We start from the raw sequence: 20,374 nt of genomic DNA on the forward strand, positions 1-20,374 counted from the left end.
CGACGGGGCAGAGTCTCCCATCAAGCGGGCTTTGTACCTGGTTTCAGATCAAGAGCGACGCCCAAGCAGTAAGCCCACTACCAGGCCCAGCCCGGCAGAGAGGGCGACGGTCTGCCATGGGTGACCACCGATGTAGTGTTCGGTGGCGTCGACCACGGGTTTGGTGCGTTCACGCACGTTGGAGACTGAATGCAGGGCTTGTTTAAGCTTCAGGCTCAGCTGTGCACGCAGTGTTTCAGCGTCGTCGCCTACCAGCGTTGCGCTGTCCTTGAGCAATTTGTCTGATTCTTCTATCAGCGCCTGCAGCTCACTGAATGCCTGATCCTTGATTTGCTCGGCGGTGTTTTGCTCGGCGGTTTTACGGGCCATGGTTTCTTCCTTTCAATTGATGACAACAGTGAGCAATGGAGTCTCCGGCGGGTGGAAAAGTTGCAGTCTTTTTCGCGTTCATCGGCTAAGTGGACAAACATTACCGGGTCAGAAACTTCCCACAGCAGTGTAAGATACAGTCGATTTTTAGCCACAGGTGATCTGTATGAGCTTCAACCTGGCCAACCGGCCCGTCGCTGAGCGCGCAGCGCTTGAAGATGAAAAATCCAGACTGTTCGATCTCTGGCAAAACAACTTGGGCAAGGCCAAAGGCGATGCTGGCCGACTGGTGGGTGAAAAATCCAAGCGCAAGGGTAAATGGGCCGAATGGGTTCGTTCGGAACTCGACGGCATGTCCCCGCCTGAATACGCCAACATGGTGCGCAGCGAAATAAACCGTTTGATGGCGGCCGCCAAGTAGAGATCGGCTGAGGCAGCCTCAAAATAGCTCGGCGATTGCGTCCCTGACCTTGATGACTGCGGGGTCAAGCAAGGCGCTGGCGCACCAGCCGAGCTCTTTCGCGCGCATCAAGGCTGGCGTGCGCTTCATTAATGAGTAATCACCAGTTGCCGTAGACCGATTGAGGCAGGCTCAGGGTGCCACTGTCGCTGAAGCGCATGGTCCCGAACAGGCCACCTGCCAGCTTGCCGTGGAGCACGTAAGGCAGGTTGTCCAGGCTCTGGGTTTGTGTCAGCCCCAGTGCCTGGCGCAGTGCAGCGAAGGCCGACACACTGACGGGCACCACCAGCACGGTCTCGGAGAAGCCGGGTAGGGAGCCTTGCTGATCGCTGACGCCTGAGGCCAGCTGTCTGCCGTTGATGTCTAGCTCCAGGGCGACACCGCTGTAATTGATCACCTCTTCGTTAGGGTTTTGCAGACGAAGTTTGACCGCAAAGCGCAGTTCCAAATCCTGACCTTGCAGCGGTTCAATGCCGACTACGTTTATGTTTAGCGGGTCGCGGTGAGGGAATAGCGCGCAGGCGCTCATAGTCAGAATCAACAGCGAAGTGAGCAGGGCGCGGATCAGGCGTGACGGCATCAGTGACGCTCCAGTTAGCAAGGCACAATAGCAAGTCGTTGAACTCGTTCTTTGCAGCTTGAGGGTTCAACTGTGCGACCGCGTAAGGGGCCAGAGGTTCGTTTTACGCTGGTGGTTCCGAGCCCTGAAACACCTTGAGCTGGCTTTTTGTGCGTCGGCCCCTAAGATGGCCGGCAATAAAGCCGTAAACACCCCAGAGTGTCCAGGGACGGCTCGCAAGGACAGGCAATCATTCATGTCGGAAAAAGACACCATCTCTATGCAACTGGTGCGCGAAGCACTGTTGCAGAGTTGTGCGCCAGGGGCAGCCACTGCCGAGGTGTTGAGCAAGGTGGGGATTGCACCCGCGTTGCTTGGACAAGCCAATGCACGGGTACCGGCGACGGCGTATGCACGGTTGTGGCGCTTGCTGGCGCGGCGTCTGGACGATGAGTTTTTTGGCATGGACCCACGGCGTCTGAGGTCGGGCAGTCTTGAGTTCCTGTGCCGTTCGTCCATGGCTCAGTTGACGGTGGCAGCGGGGCTTGAATCGGGCTTGAGCTTTCTATCCTTGATGCTGGAGGACTTGCAGGCGGGATTGGTGCGTCAGCAGAGCCTTGCGGAAATTGTCCTAGATGAGCTCGACGGGCCACCGAAGCGGGCGTTTACGTATTTCACTTACTGGATGATCGTCCACGGCGTCGCCTGCTGGCTGGCGGGGCGACGGATTCCGATACTGGCCATCGAACTGCGATGCGCGGAGCCGGACTTCTGTGAAGATTACAACGTGATGTTTTCCGAAAACCTGCGCTTTGACCGGCCCAGGACTCGGATGATTTTCGCAGCTGACTGCCTGGACCTGCCGATTAAACGCAGTGCCGAGGAGCTCAAGCGATTTTTGGCCCGCGCCCCGGCCAATATCCTAGTGAAATACCGCGACCCGGAAAGCTTCGCCAGTCGGATCAAAAACGACTTGCGCCTGCTGCCCGCCGAGCACTGGCCGGAAACCGAGGCCTTGGCCCAGACATTGTGCATGTCGGCATCGACCCTGCGTCGGCGCTTGGCTGAAGAGGGTCAGACCTATCAAGCGATTAAAGACAGTGTGCGCAAGGAACTGGCGATTGTCTGGCTGGCCGACGCCGAGGTCAGCTTCGCCGACATCGCCGAGCGTCTGGGCTTCGCGGACACCAGTTCGTTCTACAAGGCGTTCCGCAAATGGTCAGGTTCGAACCCAGGGCATTATCGGAGTTTGATCCTGGGCGTGTGAGCAGGGGCTGTGAGCGCGGGTGTCAGGCGTCTGAGTCAAGCGATTCACATTGGCCAAACCAGTCACTCAACTTGATAGCTTTGACCATTGCCCGCGTTCGTCCTCGGGGTGATTATTCTTGCGACTTTTCTTACGGTTCCAAGAATAAAAGACCGAGGATGAAATGCGCGAATACACACACGCTGCCAACACATTTGATTATCAAACTACCTGCAATGCCACGCTCCAGGGCGAGTTGACGGGGCTCAATGCCTGCGTTGAGTGCTGTGATCGTCATGCCTTGCCTGGGCGCATCGCGTTGTTCTGGGAAGGTCGCCAGGGTGCCAGCGCGACGTATACCTTCATGGAATTACAGGAAAAAGCCGGGCGTTTCGCCAACTTCCTCAAGGCCCAGGGCGTAAAGCCTGGCGATACCGTCGCCGGCTTATTGCCGCGCACGGTCGAGTTGCTGATCGTGGTGTTGGGCACCTGGCGGGTCGGTGCCGTGTATCAGCCGATGTTCACGGCCTTTGGTCCCAAAGCCATCGAACATCGCCTGCACTGCTCGGGCGCGGCGCTGGTGGTCACTGACGGCGATAACCGTCACAAACTGACGGACGTGCCGAATTGCCCGTTGATCGTCACCGTGGGTGGCGCCAAGGGGGAGGGCATCGTACGGGGTGATTTCAGTTTCTGGGCCGAAGTGGAGTGCCATCCTGCGGCGTGCGAGCCGGTGATTCTGCCCGCGGATGCACCATTCCTGCTGATGTGCACCTCTGGCACTACCGGCCCGGCGAAACCGCTGGCGGTACCCTTGCGGGCAATTGTTGCGTTTCAGGGGTACATGCGCGATGCCATCGACCTGCGCCCGGAAGATGCATTCTGGAACGTGGCCGACCCAGGCTGGGCTTATGGCCTCTATTACGCAGTCATCGGTCCGTTGGCGTTGGGTCATCCGACGACCTTCTATGATGGTCCGTTCACGGTCCAAAGCACCTGCCAGATCATCCGTAAATACGGGATTACCAACCTCGCGGGTTCACCCACTGCGTTTCGTCTGTTGATCAGCGCCGGTGCCGAGTTCGCTAAACCGATCAAGGGCCAATTGCGCGTGGTGAGCAGCGCCGGGGAACCGCTCAATCCTGAAGTGATCCGCTGGTTTGCCGAAAACCTCGACGTCACCATTCATGACCATTACGGGCAGACCGAGCTGGGCATGGTGCTGTGCAACCATCACGGCCTGGAACACCCGGTAAGAATGGGCTCGGCAGGCTTTGCGGTGCCGGGGCATCGGATTGTGGTGTTGGGCGAAGACGCTGAAGAGCTGCCCGCCGGGCAACCAGGGATTCTCGCTGTGGATCGCGAGCAATCGCCGCTGTGCTGGTTCGACGGTTACAAGGGCATGAAAACCAGCGCTTTCGTTGGCAAGTACTACTTGAGCGGCGACACCGTAGAGTTGAACGATGATGGCAGCATCAGCTTCGTCGGCCGCAGTGATGATGTGATCACGACCTCCGGCTACCGGGTGGGACCTTTCGATGTTGAAAGCGCGCTGATTGAGCATCCAGCCGTGATGGAGGCGGCGGTCATCGGCAAGCCGGATCCGGAGCGTACCGAACTGGTGAAAGCCTTTGTTGTGCTGACTCAGCACTACCGCGCCGATCCGCAATTGGCCGAAGAGCTTCGCCTGTATGTACGCCAGCGTCTGGCCGCGCATGCCTATCCACGGGAAATCGAGTTCGTCAGCGAGCTGCCTAAAACCCCGAGTGGCAAGCTCCAGCGCTTTATTTTGCGCAATCAGGAAATCGCCAAAGCCCAGGCTGATCAAGCCGCCCCTCATACCGCGTGATTCAAGGAATTTTATGCAGATCCAAGACAAGGTGTTTCTGGTCAGTGGCGGCGCCTCTGGCCTCGGTGCAGCCACCGCGCAGATGCTGGTCGCGGCGGGTGCGAAGGTTATGTTGGTGGACATGAATGCAGAGGCCGTTGCTGCTCAGGCTGAAAAGCTTGGCGCACAGGCGCGTTGGTCAGTCGCCGATGTCAGCCAGGAAGCTCCTGCACAAGCGGCCGTTCATGCGGCGGTGGAAGCCTTTGGTGGGCTGCACGGGCTGGTCAATTGCGCCGGCGTGGTCGGCGCTGAAAAAATCCTCGGCAAGAATGGCCCGCATGGGCTGGACAGTTTCAGTCGGGTGATCGGCGTCAACTTGATCGGCAGCTTTAATCTGCTGCGCTTGGCGGCGGCGGCCATCGCTGAGACTGAGGCGGGCGAGGGTGGCGAACGCGGGGTCATCATCAATACTGCGTCGGCGGCCGCCTACGACGGGCAGATCGGCCAGGCCGCTTATGCGGCGTCCAAAGGCGCCATCGTCAGCCTGACCTTGCCTGCCGCCCGCGAACTGGCGCGTTTCGGTATCCGCGTGATGACCATCGCCCCCGGTATTTTCGAAACACCGATGATGGCTGGCATGACTCCGCAAGTGCGTGATTCGCTGGCGGCGGGTGTGCCGTTTCCACCGCGTCTGGGCAAGCCCGAAGAGTTCGCTGCGCTGGTTCGGCATATTATTGAAAACAGCATGCTCAATGGCGAGGTGATCCGTCTCGACGGTGCCTTGCGTATGGCAGCCAAGTAGCTGAGGAGTTAGTAATGACCATTCAAGATCCGATTGTAATCGTCAGTGCCGTGCGCACCCCAATGGGTGCCTTCCAGGGCGAATTTAAAAGCCTGACCGCGCCACAATTGGGCGCTGCAGCCATTCGTGCCGCTGTCGAACGCGCCGCTGTTGCGCCGCAGGATGTGGAAGAAGTGCTGTTCGGCTGTGTGCTCTCGGCAGGGCTGGGGCAGGCGCCTGCCCGGCAAGCGGCATTGGGCGCCGGGCTGAGCACGTCGACGGTGTGCACCACGCTGAACAAAATGTGCGGTTCGGGCATGCAGGCGACGATTCTGGCCCATGACCTGCTGCTCGCCGGCAGCGCGAAAGTCGTGGTCGCTGGCGGTATGGAAAGCATGTCCAACTCACCGTATCTGCTGGACCGGGCGCGTAGCGGTTATCGCATGGGTCATGGCCGGGTGATCGACCATATGTTCCTTGATGGCCTCGAAGATGCCTACGACAAGGGCCGGCTAATGGGCACCTTCGCCGAGGACTGCGCCGAAACCAATGGTTTTAGCCGCGAAGCGCAGGACGACTTTGCCATTAATTCCCTGAAACGGGCGCAACACGCGATCAGCAGCGGCAGTTTTGCGGCCGAAATCGTCCCGGTGCAGGTCACGGTGGGTAAGGAGCAACGGCTGATCAGCGACGATGAGCAACCGCCCAAGGCCCGTCTGGACAAGATCCCTACCTTGAAACCGGCATTCCGCGAAGGCGGCACGGTGACGGCGGCCAACTCCAGCTCGATCTCCGACGGTGCTGCGGCGCTGATGCTGATGCGTCAATCAGAAGCACTGGCACGTGGGCTCAAGCCGCTGGCGGTGATCCGTGGCCATGCAGCTTTCGCTGACGAGCCTGGGTTGTTCCCGACTGCGCCAGTGGGCGCGATCAAAAAACTGATGGGCAAGACCGGTTGGTCGCTGGACGAAGTGGACCTGTTCGAAGTCAATGAAGCGTTCGCGGTGGTCGCGCTGGTGACCATGAGCACGCTGGAACTGCCCCACAGCAAAGTGAACGTCCATGGTGGCGCCTGCGCCCTGGGTCATCCAATTGGCGCCTCGGGGGCGCGGATTCTGGTGACGCTGCTGTCGGCCCTGCGCCAAAAAGGCCTGCACCGTGGCGTAGCCGCCGTGTGTATCGGCGGCGGTGAAGCGACAGCCATTGCGGTCGAATGCCTGTACTGAGACGGTTAACGAGGAAAAGTCATGCTACCCACAGAAGAACAACAGCAGATCAGCGACGCGGCCCGTCAGTTCGCCCAGGAGCGCCTCAGGCCGTTCGCCGCGCAATGGGATCGCGAGCATTCGTTTCCGCGCCAGGCCATCGGCGAGATGGCTGAGCTGGGTTTCTTCGGCATGCTGGTGCCCGAACAATGGGGTGGCTGCGATACGGGCTATCTGGCTTATGCCATGGCTCTGGAAGAGATCGCGGCCGGCGATGGCGCCTGCTCGACCATCATGAGCGTGCACAATTCGGTGGGCTGCGTGCCGATTCTCAAATTCGGTAACGATCAGCAGAAAGAGCGCTTTCTTCGGCCTTTGGCCAGCGGTGCCATGCTCGGAGCCTTTGCCCTGACTGAGCCTCAGGCCGGTTCCGACGCCAGCAGCCTGCGCACCCGCGCCCGGCGTGAAGGCGATCATTACGTGCTCAACGGCTGCAAGCAGTTCATCACCTCCGGGCAAAACGCGGGGGTGGTGATCGTGTTCGCCGTGACCGACCCCAGTGCGGGGAAACGTGGGATCAGCGCCTTTATCGTGCCGACCGACTCGCCCGGTTATAAGGTCGCGAGGGTCGAGGACAAGCTCGGTCAGCACGCCTCTGACACCTGCCAGATTCTGTTTGAAGACGTTAAGGTCCCGGTCGAACAGCGTCTGGGCGAAGAAGGTGAAGGCTACAAAATCGCGCTGGCGAACCTTGAGGGCGGGCGCGTCGGCATCGCATCGCAATCGGTTGGCATGGCTCGTGCCGCATTTGAAGTCGCGCGTGATTACGCCAAGGAGCGTGAAAGTTTTGGCAAGTCACTGATCGAACACCAGGCCGTGGCGTTCCGGCTGGCTGACATGGCGACTTCAATCGCCGTTGCACGGCAAATGGTGCATTACGCAGCAGCCCTGCGTGACAGTGGCAAACCGGCGCTGGTTGAAGCCTCCATGGCCAAGTTGTTCGCCTCGGAAATGGCCGAAAAAGTGTGCTCCAGCGCGCTGCAAACACTGGGTGGCTATGGTTACCTCAGTGATTTCCCGCTAGAACGTATTTACCGCGACGTCCGTGTCTGTCAGATTTATGAAGGCACCAGTGACATTCAGAGAATGGTTATCTCTAGAAGTCTTTAGTGTTATTTTTCAGGTAGTTGCATTCGAATGTTGATGTGTTTTGTGTAATGTGACATTTCCTTTCATTTATAAAATTAAGGATATATATCAATGGGTTATGAAACTATTTTAATGGAAATCCGAGGTCGCGTCGGATTGATCACCCTGAACCGTCCGCAGGCGTTGAACGCCCTTAATGCGCAGTTGGTCAGTGAATTGAACCAGGCGCTGGACGTGTTGGACGCCAATCGCGATATCGGCTGTATTGTGCTGACAGGCTCGAAAAAAGCCTTCGCCGCTGGCGCTGATATCAAGGAAATGGTTGAGCTGACCTACCCGCAGATTTACCTGGATGACCTGTTTTCGGACAGCGACCGTGTCGCCAGTCGACGTAAACCGATGATCGCGGCCGTAGCTGGTTTTGCGTTAGGCGGCGGCTGTGAGCTGGCGCTGATGTGCGATTTCATTTTGGCGGGCGATAATGCGAAATTCGGCCAGCCGGAGATTAAGCTGGGCGTTCTGCCGGGCATGGGCGGTACTCAACGTCTGACGCGCGCCGTGGGCAAGGCCAAGGCAATGGAAATGTGCCTCAGCGGGCGTCTGATCGATGCCGTGGAAGCCGAGCGCTCGGGGCTGGTAGCGCGGGTATTGCCGGTCGATGACCTGCTGGACGAAGCGCTGAAAGTGGCCGCTGAAATCGCCGCCAAATCCTTGCCTGTTGCGATGATGGTCAAGGAAAGCGTCAACCGTGCCTTTGAAGTCAGTCTGTCTGAAGGCATCCGTTTCGAGCGCCGGGTATTCCATGCGGCCTTCGCTACACAGGATCAGAAAGAAGGCATGGCGGCATTCATCGAAAAACGTGAGCCTCTGTTCGAGGGGCGTTAATCGCCCTCTGTGCGGCTAAGGCCGGCTCAACCATTGGAACAGGGCACTCAAGTCGGCGGCTGCAGATGCTGGCGAGGGTGGCGCAGGCTCCGCGGTGCCTTTTGGGCTGCTGAAAGCTAGAAGCTGCTGCGATGTCCAGTTCTGCTGGAAGTACTGCGACAGCAACTGGCAGGAGCCGGGGTGCACCAGGCACAGCCGTTGTGGGGTTTTTCTGTACTCCACAGCCAACTGCTGAAGTTGTTCCTGGTCCAGGCCTAGAAACCCTCGGTGATCGGTCTTGCCGTCGAATAGAAAATGCTGCGGCGCCAGGCGCGCCAGATTCTTCAGGCTGGGAGCGTCCATGCGCACGATGTACCAGATTCGATGTGCCAAGGGTTGCCCAAGCAGGCCTGGCTCCTCGGTCAGGCGCAGGTCGAGGCCAGGCAGTGAAGGTTGTCCGTAGGGCGACCGGTCTTCGCGACACACAGCGGTGCCCGGGATCGGCGCGTCCTGAAACCGTTCAAGGGCTTGATCCGAACCCCTGGAGAGGCTTTGTGGGCCTGTCACCTGGATACTCTCACGTTGCAGCACAATTCGGGTTTGATGGGTGTCAAGCATCAGCGTATGGCCGGCATCAGCGTGCAGTGTCTGGCCAGCACTTAAATGAATGCGTTCTGACACCGGTTCCAGAGGGTGACCGTCAACTCGGATCCGCGTTGGTTGCACCTGCGTATCGGTGGCTTCTGCCGGGTGGCCGCAGATTACTGGCCGATCCGGGTCGTTGTCGAAATAACGCACCTGCATGTGCGAACCCCCGGTTAATTCAGACAAGTTGCTGTCATTCGGTTTGCCGTGACTGGCCAGTGGCACCCAACATCTGATGTCGGCATGCCAGTGAAACCTGACCTGAATCTGGCCGTGTTCATCGCGCTGAACAGGGTGCTCATCAACGCCGACCAACGTGACCGTCTGCCCACTAGGAATATGCGGTTTGCAGTGTTTGAGCTGCGGCCGAAAAGTCTGGGTCCAGGGGATAGCCCGAAAGTGGTTGCGATAGCCTTGACTGAAGGGCGCGATCCCGGCACCCGGCACCCGGCATAACCCCGGGAGGATGATCCGTGGCTTCCCACCATTTCCTGTCAGAGGCCGGGTCATGATCGAATATCGCAGCGATATCGAGCGGGTCGAAGCCGTTCAGCAGCTGCAGTTGTTTGCCCGCATGGTGGACTTCAGTCAGTAGCCACTGATCATTGAACAGGTTGTCGGGGTGAGCAAACACCTGCTGAATCTGGCCACTGACCAGCGTGGGTTGATTACTTTGACCGTGTACCAGGCGTCTTTCGCAACGCAAGCGCTCCAGTGTGCGCTCGCTCAGTTGCCTTATTCGGGCGTCTTCAGGGGTCGATTGATCGACACGGCGAAAGGACTCGCAAGGCTGATTGACGGCAGGGTCACTGGCTGGCGCAAAACTGATGTTGTCTCCCGGCATTATTAAGGGTTGATCGATGGGGGCAGGGCCCTGGCTGCTGTAGCTGGGTGGAATGGAAAAACGTTTGGCCATATGGCTTATCGTCGCCGGGCACGCAGCGCGGCCGTCGTTCATATGGAACCGGATCGGCGTTGGCTGTTCGGGAAAGCTGCCCGGATCATCGGAAAAAATCAGCACGTGGTCGCTATGGCGGTGTTCGAAGCGGTAGTGGATGCCTTCCTCTTCGCACAAGCGTTGCAGCAGATGCAGGTCGTTTTCGTCGTATTGAACACATATCGACCGTGGCGGATACAGGCCTATCATGTGCTCGAAGCGATAGCTGTCACCGTCGATGCCATGTTCTTCAAGGAGTTGAACGATGATCTGCGGCGCGCTCAATGCCTGAAAAATTCGCCGATGACTGCGCTGCAGCAGCACGTGCATCCTGGGCGCCAGATGAACGCGGTAATGGCTCAAACTGGTACCCGCGTAGAGCAGGCTGGCGCCAGCGATCAGCCCATGAATACCTTTGTTGTCGACGCTATTGTTCAGTGCGTCGAAGGACAGATAGGCGCTGCGTGAGAGCAGTGGGCCGAAGTCCAGGTGCGGGTTTGGGCTGATCAGGTCAATGTCGAAACGATAGGGTTCATTCAAGGCTTCGTGGCCCTTGAAACTGATGACCTGTAGCGCCAGCTCGCAATGGGCGATGGTCAGGGTCGTCAGGGTTCTATTGTCTCGGCTCATCCGCGCATCCTCGGTCTTAAAGCATCAAGGGTGCAGAGGGTACGGAATGCCGGCAACGAAAGTCATCGTTAAGCCATTTTTCGGAAAAGGACTACAACTCAAGTATCGGTCTTACAGGTGCAAGCCCGTGTTTTCCTGTCCAGGATCAAGCTCGTTCGATCAATGACTCGATTGCGGGGGTTTCATCTGGCGTTATCGCGTATAAAATACCCTTCATTTTTCAGCGTTATGCCGCCTCAGCTGTCAGCTGCCTGCTGACAGAGAGGGGCAGTAAACAGTCACGGATCAAGAGAACAAGCATGGGCGCACAGTGGAAGGTCAAGCATAAAGAAGCAGCATCCAACGCTAAAGGGCGGATTTTTGGCAAGCTGTCCAAGGAAATCATGATCGCTGCGCGTGCTGGCGCTGATCCTGACATGAACCCGCGCCTGCGACTGGTTGTCGAGCAGGCGAAAAAGGCCTCGATGCCTCGCGAAACCCTCGAGCGCGCTATCAAAAAAGGTGCTGGCTTGCTGGGTGAAGGCGTGACGTTCGAGCGTCTGACCTACGAAGGTTTTGCGCCGCACCATGTCCCGGTGATCATCGAGTGCCTGACGGACAACATCAACCGTACGGTCTCGGAAATCCGTGTGTTGTTCCGTAAAGGGCAACTGGGGGCCGCCGGTTCTGTTTCCTGGGACTTCAATCATCAGGGCCTGATCGAGGCTGTTCCTGCCACGCCGGATGCGGATGCCGAGTTAGCGGCCATCGAGGCAGGTGCTCAGGATTTCGAACCCGGAGAAGACGGCGCCACCCTGTTCCTCACCGAGCTGACCGATCTGGATGCCGTTTGCAAGGCGCTGCCTGAGTTCGGCTTTGTCGTGCAGTCCGCACAGTTGGGTTATCGCCCAAAAAGCACCGTTGATGGCCTGAGCGACGAGCAAATGGCGGAAGTCGAAGCGTTTCTTGAAGCCATCGATGGCCATGACGATGTGCAGAATGTGTATGTAGGGTTGGCAGGCTAACCCGTTGAATCGGTTTGCCTGAGACACTCTCTTCAGGCAAGCCTGCTCCCGGCACAGCGGTGAGCAAGCTTGTCTGTGTCCTCCGCCCGAGCTTAGCGCGAGGTCGGCTCCTGAATCTCCGCGTGTGCTATCAGTTCCTGATGGATAAACGTGCTAATCATCGCCCTGTAAACTTGCTCGGTCACTGCCGGGTTGGCGCCCAGCTCCACGGATAGCGAAACCACCTTGGCGATGACCTGCTCGACCCTTTGCGGGGCTTTTACGTCATCGGTGGTTTTCTTGAAATGGGCCGCCTGTTCTACATAGGTCCCGCGCTTGGCCAAAAGCGCGACGATGTCGCGATCAATCTGATCAATGTTTTCGCAGTCGACAATCCCGCTGGGGGCTTGCTCATTCATGTTAATTGATCTCGATAAGGTAAATCCGGGCCGACCTTGGTGCAGGTCAGCGCCGCTGCAGCGACGGCGAAGTTGAGCATTGCGTCGATAAGCGCTCTGGACAGCTGTTCCAGTCCGCTTGGGCTATCAAGTTGCCGTTCGCTGAGAAAGGTGATCAGTGCGGCCTGGAACGTGTCGCCTGCGCCCACGGTATCGGCAGTGACGACTTCATGGGCGGGTACCGACCAGTTTCCATGCTGGCGAGTGAAGACGCTGGCGCCTTTGCTGCCTCGGGTGAGGAAGACCAGTTGGCAACGTTTGTTCAACCAGCTCTGGGCAATGCTGTGTGGGTCGCGATCCGGGTAAAGCAGGTTCAGGTCTTCATCGCTGACCTTGATGATGTGGGCATGCTCGGCAAAGGCGCTGATCTGTTCTCGCCAGCGCTCGATATCGGGTTCAGGATTGAGGCGCACGTTGGGGTCAAGTGTGATCAGACGCTGGTTGCTTTCACGTTCGATCAGCGCCAACAGCGTGTCGGCAATAGGTTGCACCACCAGCGAGAACGAACCGATGTGAATACCGCGCACGCGCTCATCCAGCGCTGGTAGGTGCTGAACTTGCAATTGCCGGTCCGCGCACCCTTCACCGCGAAAGCTGTAGTGCGGCGAGCCGTCGGCGCCCACGGCAACCATCGCCAAGGTGGTGGGGGCGTCGAAGTCGATCAGATAGTCGGGTTGCACACCTTCCTCGTCGAGTACTGTGCGTAGCCGACGGCCCAGATAATCGGTGGAAATCCCTGCAAAAAAAGCCGTATCAACGCCCAGGCGGCGCAGGCCCACCGCGACGTTGAATGGCGAGCCACCGGCAATGGCCTGAAAGCCCACTTTGTTGCTTTGCCCGTTGTTGTCTGGCTGGCTGAAAAAATCGAACAGCGCTTCGCCACAGACTAAAAACATAGATGCTCCACGGCCTTAAAGTGCCCGTAAATAATGACGATAGCGGTCGTAGACCTGCTGATAAGCAATGACATTCTCGGGGATTGGTCGGGTTTCGCTGCTCGCGTCGAGGCCCACGCAGCGCTGACACAATGCCTGCAAGCTCTGACTTTGTCCGTTTTCTGCGGACCAGCACCATGCTGCCTGAATGGCCGCGCCGAGTGCTGCGGCTTCACTGTGTTCGGTGCAGATAACCGGGGTGTCCATGACATCCGCGACGATTTGCCTCCAGATCGCGCTTTTAGCGCCGCCGCCGATCAAGCGGACCGTCTCACTCTTGATGCCATTGGCGCGCAGCAGGTCCAGGCCGTAGCGCAAACCAAAGGTGGTGCCTTCGACCACTGCACGGCACAGGTTGGCCTGGCTCAGGTTGGTGCTGTTGAGCCCCAGAATACTGCCGGTGGCATGGGGCAGGGCGGGTACACGTTCGCCATTGAGGAAGGGCAGCATCAGCACCCCTTCGGCACCGATCGGCGCTTGGGCTATCGCGCGGTTGAAGCTGTCGATGTCCAAGGAAAACAGTTCGCGAATGGCGCTGGTGGCATTGGTCAGGTTCATGGTGCAAATCAATGGCAACCAACCACCGGAGGAAGAACAGAAGGTCGCCACCGAGGCTTGGTCGCTGACCTGTGGCTGGTCCGCATAGGCGTAGACAGTGCCCGAGGAGCCCAGACTCATGGTGATCGAGCCGGGTTGGATATTGCCGGTGCCGATGGCGCCCATCATGTTATCGCCACCACCACTGGCGACAATAGCGTCTGGGTTTAGCCCGAGTAGTTGGGCGATTTGCGGACGAATCGTGCCCACGGCTTGCTGCGCGTCGATCAGCTGAGGCAAGGCACGGCTCAAGCGGCCACTGGGGTCGATATGTTCGAGTAGCGCCACGTCCCAACTACGGGTGCGCACGTTGAAATAACCAGTGCCGGAGGCGTCGCCGAATTCGCTGCAACAACGTCCGGTCAGCCAGTAGTTGAGGTAGTCATGGGGCAGCAATATCTTGTCGATGCGTACGGAAAACTCAGGATAGTGCTCCAGGGTCCACAGCAGCTTTGAGACCGTGTAACCCGGTGCAATGGCAACACCGAGGCGCGCGAGAGAGCCGGCTTCTCCGCCGAGATAGTCCAGTAGTCGATTGTTTTCCGGGGTGGATTCGGTGTCGCACCACAGTTTGGCCGGGCGTAACACTTCGCCCTGTTGATCCAGTAGAACCAGGCCGTGTTGCTGCCCGGAAACACTGATTGCCTGGATCTGTGAGCCGCTGATGCCGGCCTCCGCGAGCGCATCACGGGTGGCCTGTTCGAACGCCGCGAGCCATTGCTGCACATCCTGCTCGCGCCGACCATTGGCCGCACTGATCAGACGGTGCGGCGCGGCGCCTTGGCCAAGCACGTTGCCGCTTACTGCATCAAGCACAATGGCCTTGGTGCCTTGGGTTCCGCAATCAATACCGAGAAACATGCTCACCTCAGACGGATTTGGCCAGCAGATTTTCCAGGGTCTTGCGGACGCCCAGTTCACGCAAGCTGTTGAGGTTATGTTCGAACGCGGCGACGAACTCGGCGGACCGTGGAATTGCTGTGCCAAAGATTTCTACAACCTCGAGCAAACGCTGAGTGATCAAGACATCGTCGACGACCAAGGCCTGACAGAATTCTGTCCTGGGGTCGACGATGGGATACGTGTTGCCGGCTTCATCCACTCCCTTGAGGTATATGGCCCAGGCCGCCACCACCAGAGACGCACGGTCGAGGTTGCCTTTATCAAGAATCAGGCGGTTGATGGTCGGCACGGTGAACTTGGGAAACTTCGATGAGCCGTCGGAGCAAACCCGTGCCAACTGATCGGCAATCGCCTGATTGGAGAAGCGCTCGATCAAGGTGTCCTTGTAGCCTTCCAGGTCGATCCCGGGCACCGAAGCCAATTGTGGCGTGACATCCAGGTCCATGTAGGCGCGTACGAATTGCACGTACAGCGGATCGTTCATGGTCTCGTGGACGAAGCGATAGCCCTGCAAAAAGCCCAGATAGGTCAGTGCCAGATGACTGCCGTTGAGCAACTTGATTTTCATCTCTTCGTAGGGCGTCACGTCGTTGGTGAACTGCACACCGACCTTTTCCCAGGCTGGGCGGCCGCTGACGAAGTTATCCTCCAGCACCCATTGCACAAACGGTTCGCAGACCACCGGCCAGGCATCATCGACACCGTATTCATCGTGCAACTGGAGTCGCTGAGCGGTGGTGGTCATGGGGGTGATGCGGTCGACCATTGCGTTGGGGAAGCTGACGTTGGCGGCAATCCAGTCGTGCAGATCGGCATCGCGCAGGGCAGCGAAAGCCAGCAACGCCTTGCGTGCGACGCTGCCGTTATGTGGCAGGTTATCGCAAGACATTACGGTGAAGGCTGGAAGGGCGTTCGCGCGGCGTGTTGCCAGGGCCGCGCAGAGCAGGCCGAACACGGTCTTCGGCGAAGTCGGGTACGCAAGATCATGTTGAATCTGCGGCAAGTGCGCCATGAATTGGCCGTTGCTGTCGTCGATGCAGTAGCCACCTTCGGTGATCGTCAGTGAAACGATCCGAATCTCAGGGCTGGCCAACTTGTCGATCAACGCCTGCACGCCATCTTCAGCCAGTAACATGTTGCTGATGGAACCGATAATGCGGGTTTCAGTGTCGTCGGTATCGCCGAGTTCACAGAGCGTGTAGAGGTAGTCTTGCTCGGCTAGGGCGTCACGTACTGCGCGATCTTCCGGGCGCAGGCCAATCCCGCAGATACTCCAGTCGAGGTCTTCGCCGAGGTTCATCAGCGCGTCGGTGTAGAACGCCTGATGTGCGCGGTGAAAACCACCAACACCGATGTGGGCGATCCCCTGGCGAGTGTCGGCCGGGCTGTAGAGCGGGCGAGCGACGGTGGCGGGGAGCTGTGAAAGGTTCTGCTTGTTCAGTTTCATGAGGGTGGTCTCGAATGTTTAAGCGGCGGCCTGTAAAGCGCTGGTGATCACCAGGCCCTGAGCGTCGAACAAATGGCAGTGGGTGCTGTCCAGGTGCAGGTTCAGACTCTCGCCATGCTGGCTGGCCAGATCTCCGCGGATACGCAGGGTCAAGGCTTCACCTGATGAAGTGCGCACATGACAATACGTGTCGCTGCCCAAGCGCTCGCTGACGTCGGCGATTACCTGCATCTGGCAGTCTCCTTCCCTGGCGATGTTCAAGTGTTCCGGGCGTATGCCAAGGGTTACCGCGCTGCCGACACTCACGCTGGCGCCGGCCAATGGCAGGTTGATTGTGGTGCCAGCGTCCAGGGTGACTTCGCAGCCACGGCTGTCGGCACGGCTGACGGTGCCCTTGAGAAAGCCCATTTTCGGTGTGCCCAGAAAGCCTGCAACGAACAGGTTGGCTGGATGGTGGTACAGCTCCAGCGGCGAGCCGATTTGTTCAACCTTACCACCGTTGAGGACCACGACCTTGTCGGCCAGGGTCATGGCCTCGACCTGATCGTGGGTCACGTAGATCATTGTCGCCTTCAGCTCTTTATGCAGGCGTGACAGCTCCAGGCGTGTTTGAACGCGCAACGCTGCGTCGAGGTTGGAGAGGGGCTCATCGAACAGGAATATTTTTGGGTTGCGCACAATTGCCCGGCCGATGGCCACGCGCTGGCGCTGACCGCCGGAAAGCTGTTTGGGTTTACGCTCCAGCAGCGGTTCCAGTTGCAGGATGCGCGCCGCTTCGCTGACTTTGCGCTCGATATTGGCTTTGTTGCCACCGGCCAGATCGAGGGCGAACGACATGTTCTTGCGCACGGTCATATGCGGATACAGGGCGTAGGTCTGAAATACCATGGCCAGGTCGCGCTTGGCCGGGCTGACCTGGGTGATGTCTCGCCCATCAAGCTCGATGGTACCGGCAGTGACTTCTTCAAGCCCGGCGATCAGCCGCAATAGCGTGGATTTGCCGCAGCCGGAGGGACCGACGAAAACCACGAATTCACGGTCGCGAACGTCCAGATCGATGCCCTTGATGATGGCGTGGCCGTCGAAGCCTTTTTGCAGGTTTCTGATACTCAGGTTAGCCATGGTGACCTCCGTTCTGTTCTGTTTTTATTCTAGAAAGGTAGAAAGACTATTTGACGGCGCCAAAAGACAGGCCGCGTACCAGTTGTTTTTGGCTGATCCAGCCGAAGATCAGAATCGGCGCGCAGGCCAGTGTCGAGACTGCCGAGAGCTTGGCCCAGAACAAGCCTTCCGGGCTTGAGTAGGAGGCGATCAGGGCTGTCAATGGCGCGGCATTGGACGAAGTCAGGTTCAGCGACCAGAACGCCTCGTTCCAGCACAGGATCAGTGACAGCAGGGCTGTGGACGCCAGGCCACCTTTGCAGATGGGTACTAGCACCCGGAAGATCTCTTGCAAGGTCGTGGCTCCGTCCAGTCGCGCGGCTTCGAGAATGTCCGGCGGGATATCCTTGAAGTAGGTGTAGATCATCCATACAACAATGGGTAGGTTGATCAGGGTATAGATAATGATCAGGGCGAATCGGGTGTCCAGCAGACCGAAGGTTTTGGCCAGCAAGTAGATCGGCATCAGCACGCCCACCGGTGGCAACATCTTGGTCGAGAGCATCCACAATAAGGTGCCTTTTGTGCGTTTGGTCTCGAAGAAAGCCATGGAATAGGCCGCCGGTATGGCGATCAGCAGGCACAGGGCCGTGGCGCTGAAGGAGATGAGCACCGAGTTCCAGGCAAAATGGAAATAGCCGCTGCGTTCCTCGATGTGCAGGTAGTTCTCCAGCGTCGGGCTGAAGATGAACTGAGGTGGCGTGGCGAAAGCGTCGATTTCGGTCTTGAAGCTGGTCAGCACCATCCAGAAGATAGGGAAGAACACCAGCGCCGCTATGGCCCATGACAAGGTGCCGAGCACCAGGCTCTGCACGCGACGGGATTGTTTGAGCGTCATCATGATAAGGCCCTCATGACTTATCGGTGAGGTTTTTGCCAATCATCCGAATCAGGATGATTGCGGCAATGTTGGCGATCACCACGGCAATCAAGCCGCCAGCCGACGCCATGCCGACATCGAACTGCAGCAAGGCCTGGTTATAGATCAGGTACGCCAGGTTGGTCGAGGCATAGCCCGGACCGCCGTTGGTGGTGGTGAAAATCTCGGCGAACACCGACAACAGGAAAATCGTTTCGATCATGATGACCACGGCAATGGGCCGGGCCAGATGCGGCAGCGTCAGGTACCAGAAAATCGCCAAGGGACCGGCGCCGTCCAGGCGCGCAGCCTCTTTCTGCTCCTGATCAAGCGATTGCATGGCCGTCATCAGGATCAGGATGGCGAAGGGCAGCCATTGCCACGACACGATGATGATGATCGACAGCAGCGGGAAGTGGGCGAGCCAGTCCACCGGCTGCGCGCCGAAAAATTTCCATACAGCGGCCAGAATTCCGGAAACCGGATGGAAAATCAGGTTCTTCCAGATCAGCGCGCTGACCGTTGGCATGATGAAGAACGGCGAAATCAACAACACCCGGACGATGCCTCGACCGAAAAATTTGCTGGCTTCCAGCAGGGCTGAAATCAGGACGCCGAGAATCACGCTGATCGCCAGCACACTGCCCACCAGCAATAAGGTGTTGGTGGCGCCGGGGATGAAGCCACTGTCAGTGATGAAGTAGGTGAAGTTTTCCAGACCGACGAATTCGTTCTCGCCGGGATTCAGCAGACTGTAGCGAATCAGCGAGAAGTAGATCGTCATGCCCAGCGGCACAATCATCCACACCAGCAACAGCAGTATGGAAGGGCTGACCAGAAACCAGCCGGGTTTGACCCTCCGGCGTTTGGCCTTGGGTTGTTGGCTGGACGTAGCCAGACGGGGGTTAACGGCTGAGGTATTCATGATGACTCCGAGCCTGGACGCAAGCGTGAACACGGTGTCGAGGGGCAGAGGGCCTCTCGACACCAGCGATAGTCAGAGGACTACTTTTTCGGGTAACCCGCTCGTTTCATGTCCCGCTCAGTGGAGTTTTGCGCGGCGACCAGGGCGGCATCGACTGTCATCGTACCAACCAGGGCTGCGGAGAATTGCTGGCCGACCGACGTGCCGATGGCCTGGAACTCAGGGATGGTCACCAACTGGATACCGACATAAGGCACCGGTTTTAGCGTAGGGGTCTTGGGTGTCACTGCCTTCAACGATTCGAGGGTGATCTTGGCGAACGGTGCAGCCGTCATGTACGCCTCGTTGTAGGTCGAGGCGCGAGTGCCTGGTGGCACGTTGGCCACGCCATCTTTCTCGGCAACCAGTGCGGCGTACTCCTTGGAAGTAGCCCAGGTACTGAAGGTTTTGGCGTCAGTCTGGTTTTTTGCGCTGGTCGGAATGGCCAGCGCCCAGGAGTACAACCAGGCAGAGCCTTTGTCTGTGACCTCATGCGGCGCGTAAGTGAAGCCGACATGGTCGACGACCTTGCTTTGAGTTTTATCGGTCACAAAAGAGCCCGCAACGCTGGCATCCACCCAGATCGCACAGTTGCCGCTGTTGAACAGGGCCAGGTTTTCGTTGAAACCATTGCTCGATGCGCCAGGCGGCCCGGATTTTTTCATGGTTTCGACGTAGAAATTCAGTGCGTTTTTCCACTCGGGTTGATCGAACTGAGGTTTCCATTGCTCATCGAACCAGCGTGCGCCGTACGCATTGGCAACGGTGCTGATCAGCGCCATGTTCTCGCCCCAGCCGGCCTTGCCGCGCAAGCAGATACCGTATTGTTCTTTGTCTCGGTGGGTGAGTTTTTCGGCGAAGCCGGCGATCTCGCTCCAGGTTGGGCGTTCAGGCATCGTCAGGCCTGCGTCCTTGAACAGATCGGTGCGGTAGTAGGTCATCGAACTTTCGGCATAGAACGGCAGGGCATACAGCTTGCCGTCAACCGACAGGCCATCGCGTACCGATGGAAAAACGTCATCCAGCGCGTAGCTGGCAGGCAGGTCTTTCATCTCTTCCAGCCAGCCTTTCTGACCCCACAACGACGCTTCGTACATGCCGATGGTCAGCACATCGAACTGGCCCCCTTTTGTGGCGATGTCGGTGGTCAGGCGTTGGCGCAGAACGTTTTCTTCCAGCACCACCCAGTTGAGTTTGATATCAGGGTGCTGTTGTTCGAAGGTTTTAGACAGGCGTTGCATGCGAATCATGTCGCTGTTGTTGACCGTGGCAATGGTGACTGTACCGGCGACGGCCGTGCTGCCAAGTACCAGGCAGGTGCTGGCGAGTAGCGCTTTTACTGAAGCCTTCATCGATCTCTCCTCTCCTGCGCTCTGAGAGCTGCAGAAGGTCAG

Annotated in this window: 20 protein-coding genes; 8 read left to right on the top strand and 12 right to left on the bottom strand. The window is 58.3% G+C overall.

From position 1 onward, the window contains the following. Positions 1 to 48: 48 nt before the first annotated feature. Complete coding sequence (locus QN399_RS07705; RefSeq protein WP_322179116.1) at positions 49 to 369, bottom strand: DUF883 family protein; 321 nt, start codon at positions 367 to 369, stop codon at positions 49 to 51. A 166-nt stretch (positions 370 to 535) separates the two neighbouring features. Here QN399_RS07705 and QN399_RS07710 point away from each other — a divergent pair, with 166 nt between their 5' ends. Beyond that, complete coding sequence (locus QN399_RS07710; protein ID WP_219059824.1) at positions 536 to 790, top strand: hypothetical protein; 255 nt, start codon at positions 536 to 538, stop codon at positions 788 to 790. A 139-nt stretch (positions 791 to 929) separates the two neighbouring features. On the opposite strand, the gene QN399_RS07715 is transcribed toward QN399_RS07710, so the two are convergent. Next, positions 930 to 1,409: an LEA type 2 family protein gene (locus QN399_RS07715; RefSeq protein WP_322179117.1), complete on the bottom strand. Its 480-nt coding sequence runs from the start codon at positions 1,407 to 1,409 to the stop codon at positions 930 to 932. A gap of 235 nt (positions 1,410 to 1,644) precedes the next feature. On the opposite strand from QN399_RS07715, the gene QN399_RS07720 reads away from it, so the two are divergent. The 6 genes from QN399_RS07720 (at position 1,645) to QN399_RS07745 (ending at position 8,482) form a co-directional block, all read left to right on the top strand. After that, positions 1,645 to 2,655 carry an AraC family transcriptional regulator gene (locus QN399_RS07720; protein ID WP_322179118.1) on the top strand — a complete coding sequence of 337 codons (1,011 nt, stop codon included), beginning with the start codon at positions 1,645 to 1,647 and terminating at the stop codon, positions 2,653 to 2,655. A 163-nt stretch (positions 2,656 to 2,818) separates the two neighbouring features. Continuing rightward, positions 2,819 to 4,483, top strand: coding sequence for an AMP-binding protein (locus QN399_RS07725; protein ID WP_322179119.1), 1,665 nt, complete (start codon positions 2,819 to 2,821; stop codon positions 4,481 to 4,483). Between the two features lie 13 nt (positions 4,484 to 4,496). Next, positions 4,497 to 5,264 carry an SDR family NAD(P)-dependent oxidoreductase gene (locus QN399_RS07730; RefSeq protein WP_322179120.1) on the top strand — a complete coding sequence of 256 codons (768 nt, stop codon included), beginning with the start codon at positions 4,497 to 4,499 and terminating at the stop codon, positions 5,262 to 5,264. Positions 5,265 to 5,278: 14 nt separating this feature from the next. Next, positions 5,279 to 6,469 carry an acetyl-CoA C-acyltransferase gene (locus tag QN399_RS07735; protein WP_322179121.1) on the top strand — a complete coding sequence of 397 codons (1,191 nt, stop codon included), beginning with the start codon at positions 5,279 to 5,281 and terminating at the stop codon, positions 6,467 to 6,469. Between the two features lie 21 nt (positions 6,470 to 6,490). Beyond that, on the top strand, positions 6,491 to 7,618 hold the full coding sequence (locus tag QN399_RS07740) for an acyl-CoA dehydrogenase (RefSeq protein ID WP_322179122.1): 1,128 nt from the start codon (positions 6,491 to 6,493) through the stop codon (positions 7,616 to 7,618). Positions 7,619 to 7,708: 90 nt separating this feature from the next. Beyond that, on the top strand, positions 7,709 to 8,482 hold the full coding sequence (locus QN399_RS07745) for an enoyl-CoA hydratase (protein WP_322179123.1): 774 nt from the start codon (positions 7,709 to 7,711) through the stop codon (positions 8,480 to 8,482). A gap of 15 nt (positions 8,483 to 8,497) precedes the next feature. Here the strand turns inward: QN399_RS07745 and QN399_RS07750 are convergent, their stop codons facing one another. Both QN399_RS07750 and QN399_RS07755 read right to left on the bottom strand, forming a co-directional pair. Beyond that, positions 8,498 to 9,292, bottom strand: coding sequence for a hypothetical protein (locus tag QN399_RS07750; RefSeq protein WP_330200777.1), 795 nt, complete (start codon positions 9,290 to 9,292; stop codon positions 8,498 to 8,500). Between the two features lie 145 nt (positions 9,293 to 9,437). Further along, positions 9,438 to 10,673, bottom strand: a complete 1,236-nt coding sequence (locus QN399_RS07755; protein WP_330200778.1) for a type VI secretion system tip protein TssI/VgrG — start codon at positions 10,671 to 10,673, stop codon at positions 9,438 to 9,440. Positions 10,674 to 10,972: 299 nt separating this feature from the next. On the opposite strand from QN399_RS07755, the gene QN399_RS07760 reads away from it, so the two are divergent. Beyond that, positions 10,973 to 11,677, top strand: a complete 705-nt coding sequence (locus tag QN399_RS07760) for a YebC/PmpR family DNA-binding transcriptional regulator (protein ID WP_322179125.1) — start codon at positions 10,973 to 10,975, stop codon at positions 11,675 to 11,677. Between the two features lie 92 nt (positions 11,678 to 11,769). Here the strand turns inward: QN399_RS07760 and QN399_RS07765 are convergent, their stop codons facing one another. From QN399_RS07765 to QN399_RS07800, 8 genes are all read right to left on the bottom strand, one after another. Continuing rightward, entirely contained in the window at positions 11,770 to 12,075 is a 306-nt protein-coding gene (locus tag QN399_RS07765; protein WP_330200779.1) for a chorismate mutase, read from the bottom strand. Continuing rightward, entirely contained in the window at positions 12,072 to 13,010 is a 939-nt protein-coding gene (locus tag QN399_RS07770; protein ID WP_330200780.1) for a carbohydrate kinase, read from the bottom strand. Before QN399_RS07770 ends, QN399_RS07765 begins: the two co-directional genes overlap by 4 nt. Before the next feature lie 15 nt (positions 13,011 to 13,025). Continuing rightward, entirely contained in the window at positions 13,026 to 14,507 is a 1,482-nt protein-coding gene (gene xylB, locus QN399_RS07775; protein ID WP_322179128.1) for a xylulokinase, read from the bottom strand. A gap of 7 nt (positions 14,508 to 14,514) precedes the next feature. Beyond that, entirely contained in the window at positions 14,515 to 15,996 is a 1,482-nt protein-coding gene (locus QN399_RS07780; protein ID WP_330200781.1) for a mannitol dehydrogenase family protein, read from the bottom strand. 18 nt (positions 15,997 to 16,014) lie between these two features. Next, positions 16,015 to 17,118 (bottom strand): sn-glycerol-3-phosphate ABC transporter ATP-binding protein UgpC, encoded by a 1,104-nt coding sequence (locus QN399_RS07785; protein ID WP_330200782.1) that lies wholly within the window; start codon positions 17,116 to 17,118, stop codon positions 16,015 to 16,017. A 46-nt stretch (positions 17,119 to 17,164) separates the two neighbouring features. Next, the gene (locus QN399_RS07790; RefSeq protein ID WP_322179131.1) at positions 17,165 to 17,998 is read right to left on the bottom strand and encodes a carbohydrate ABC transporter permease; all 834 of its coding nucleotides are present in this window, start codon (positions 17,996 to 17,998) and stop codon (positions 17,165 to 17,167) included. A gap of 10 nt (positions 17,999 to 18,008) precedes the next feature. After that, on the bottom strand, positions 18,009 to 18,941 hold the full coding sequence (locus QN399_RS07795; RefSeq protein ID WP_330200783.1) for a sugar ABC transporter permease: 933 nt from the start codon (positions 18,939 to 18,941) through the stop codon (positions 18,009 to 18,011). An 80-nt stretch (positions 18,942 to 19,021) separates the two neighbouring features. Continuing rightward, positions 19,022 to 20,332, bottom strand: coding sequence for a sugar ABC transporter substrate-binding protein (locus QN399_RS07800; RefSeq protein ID WP_322179133.1), 1,311 nt, complete (start codon positions 20,330 to 20,332; stop codon positions 19,022 to 19,024). Positions 20,333 to 20,374 lie beyond the last annotated feature (42 nt).

This window comes from Pseudomonas sp. 10C3 (genome assembly GCF_036346185.1).
GTDB lineage: Bacteria > Pseudomonadota > Gammaproteobacteria > Pseudomonadales > Pseudomonadaceae > Aquipseudomonas.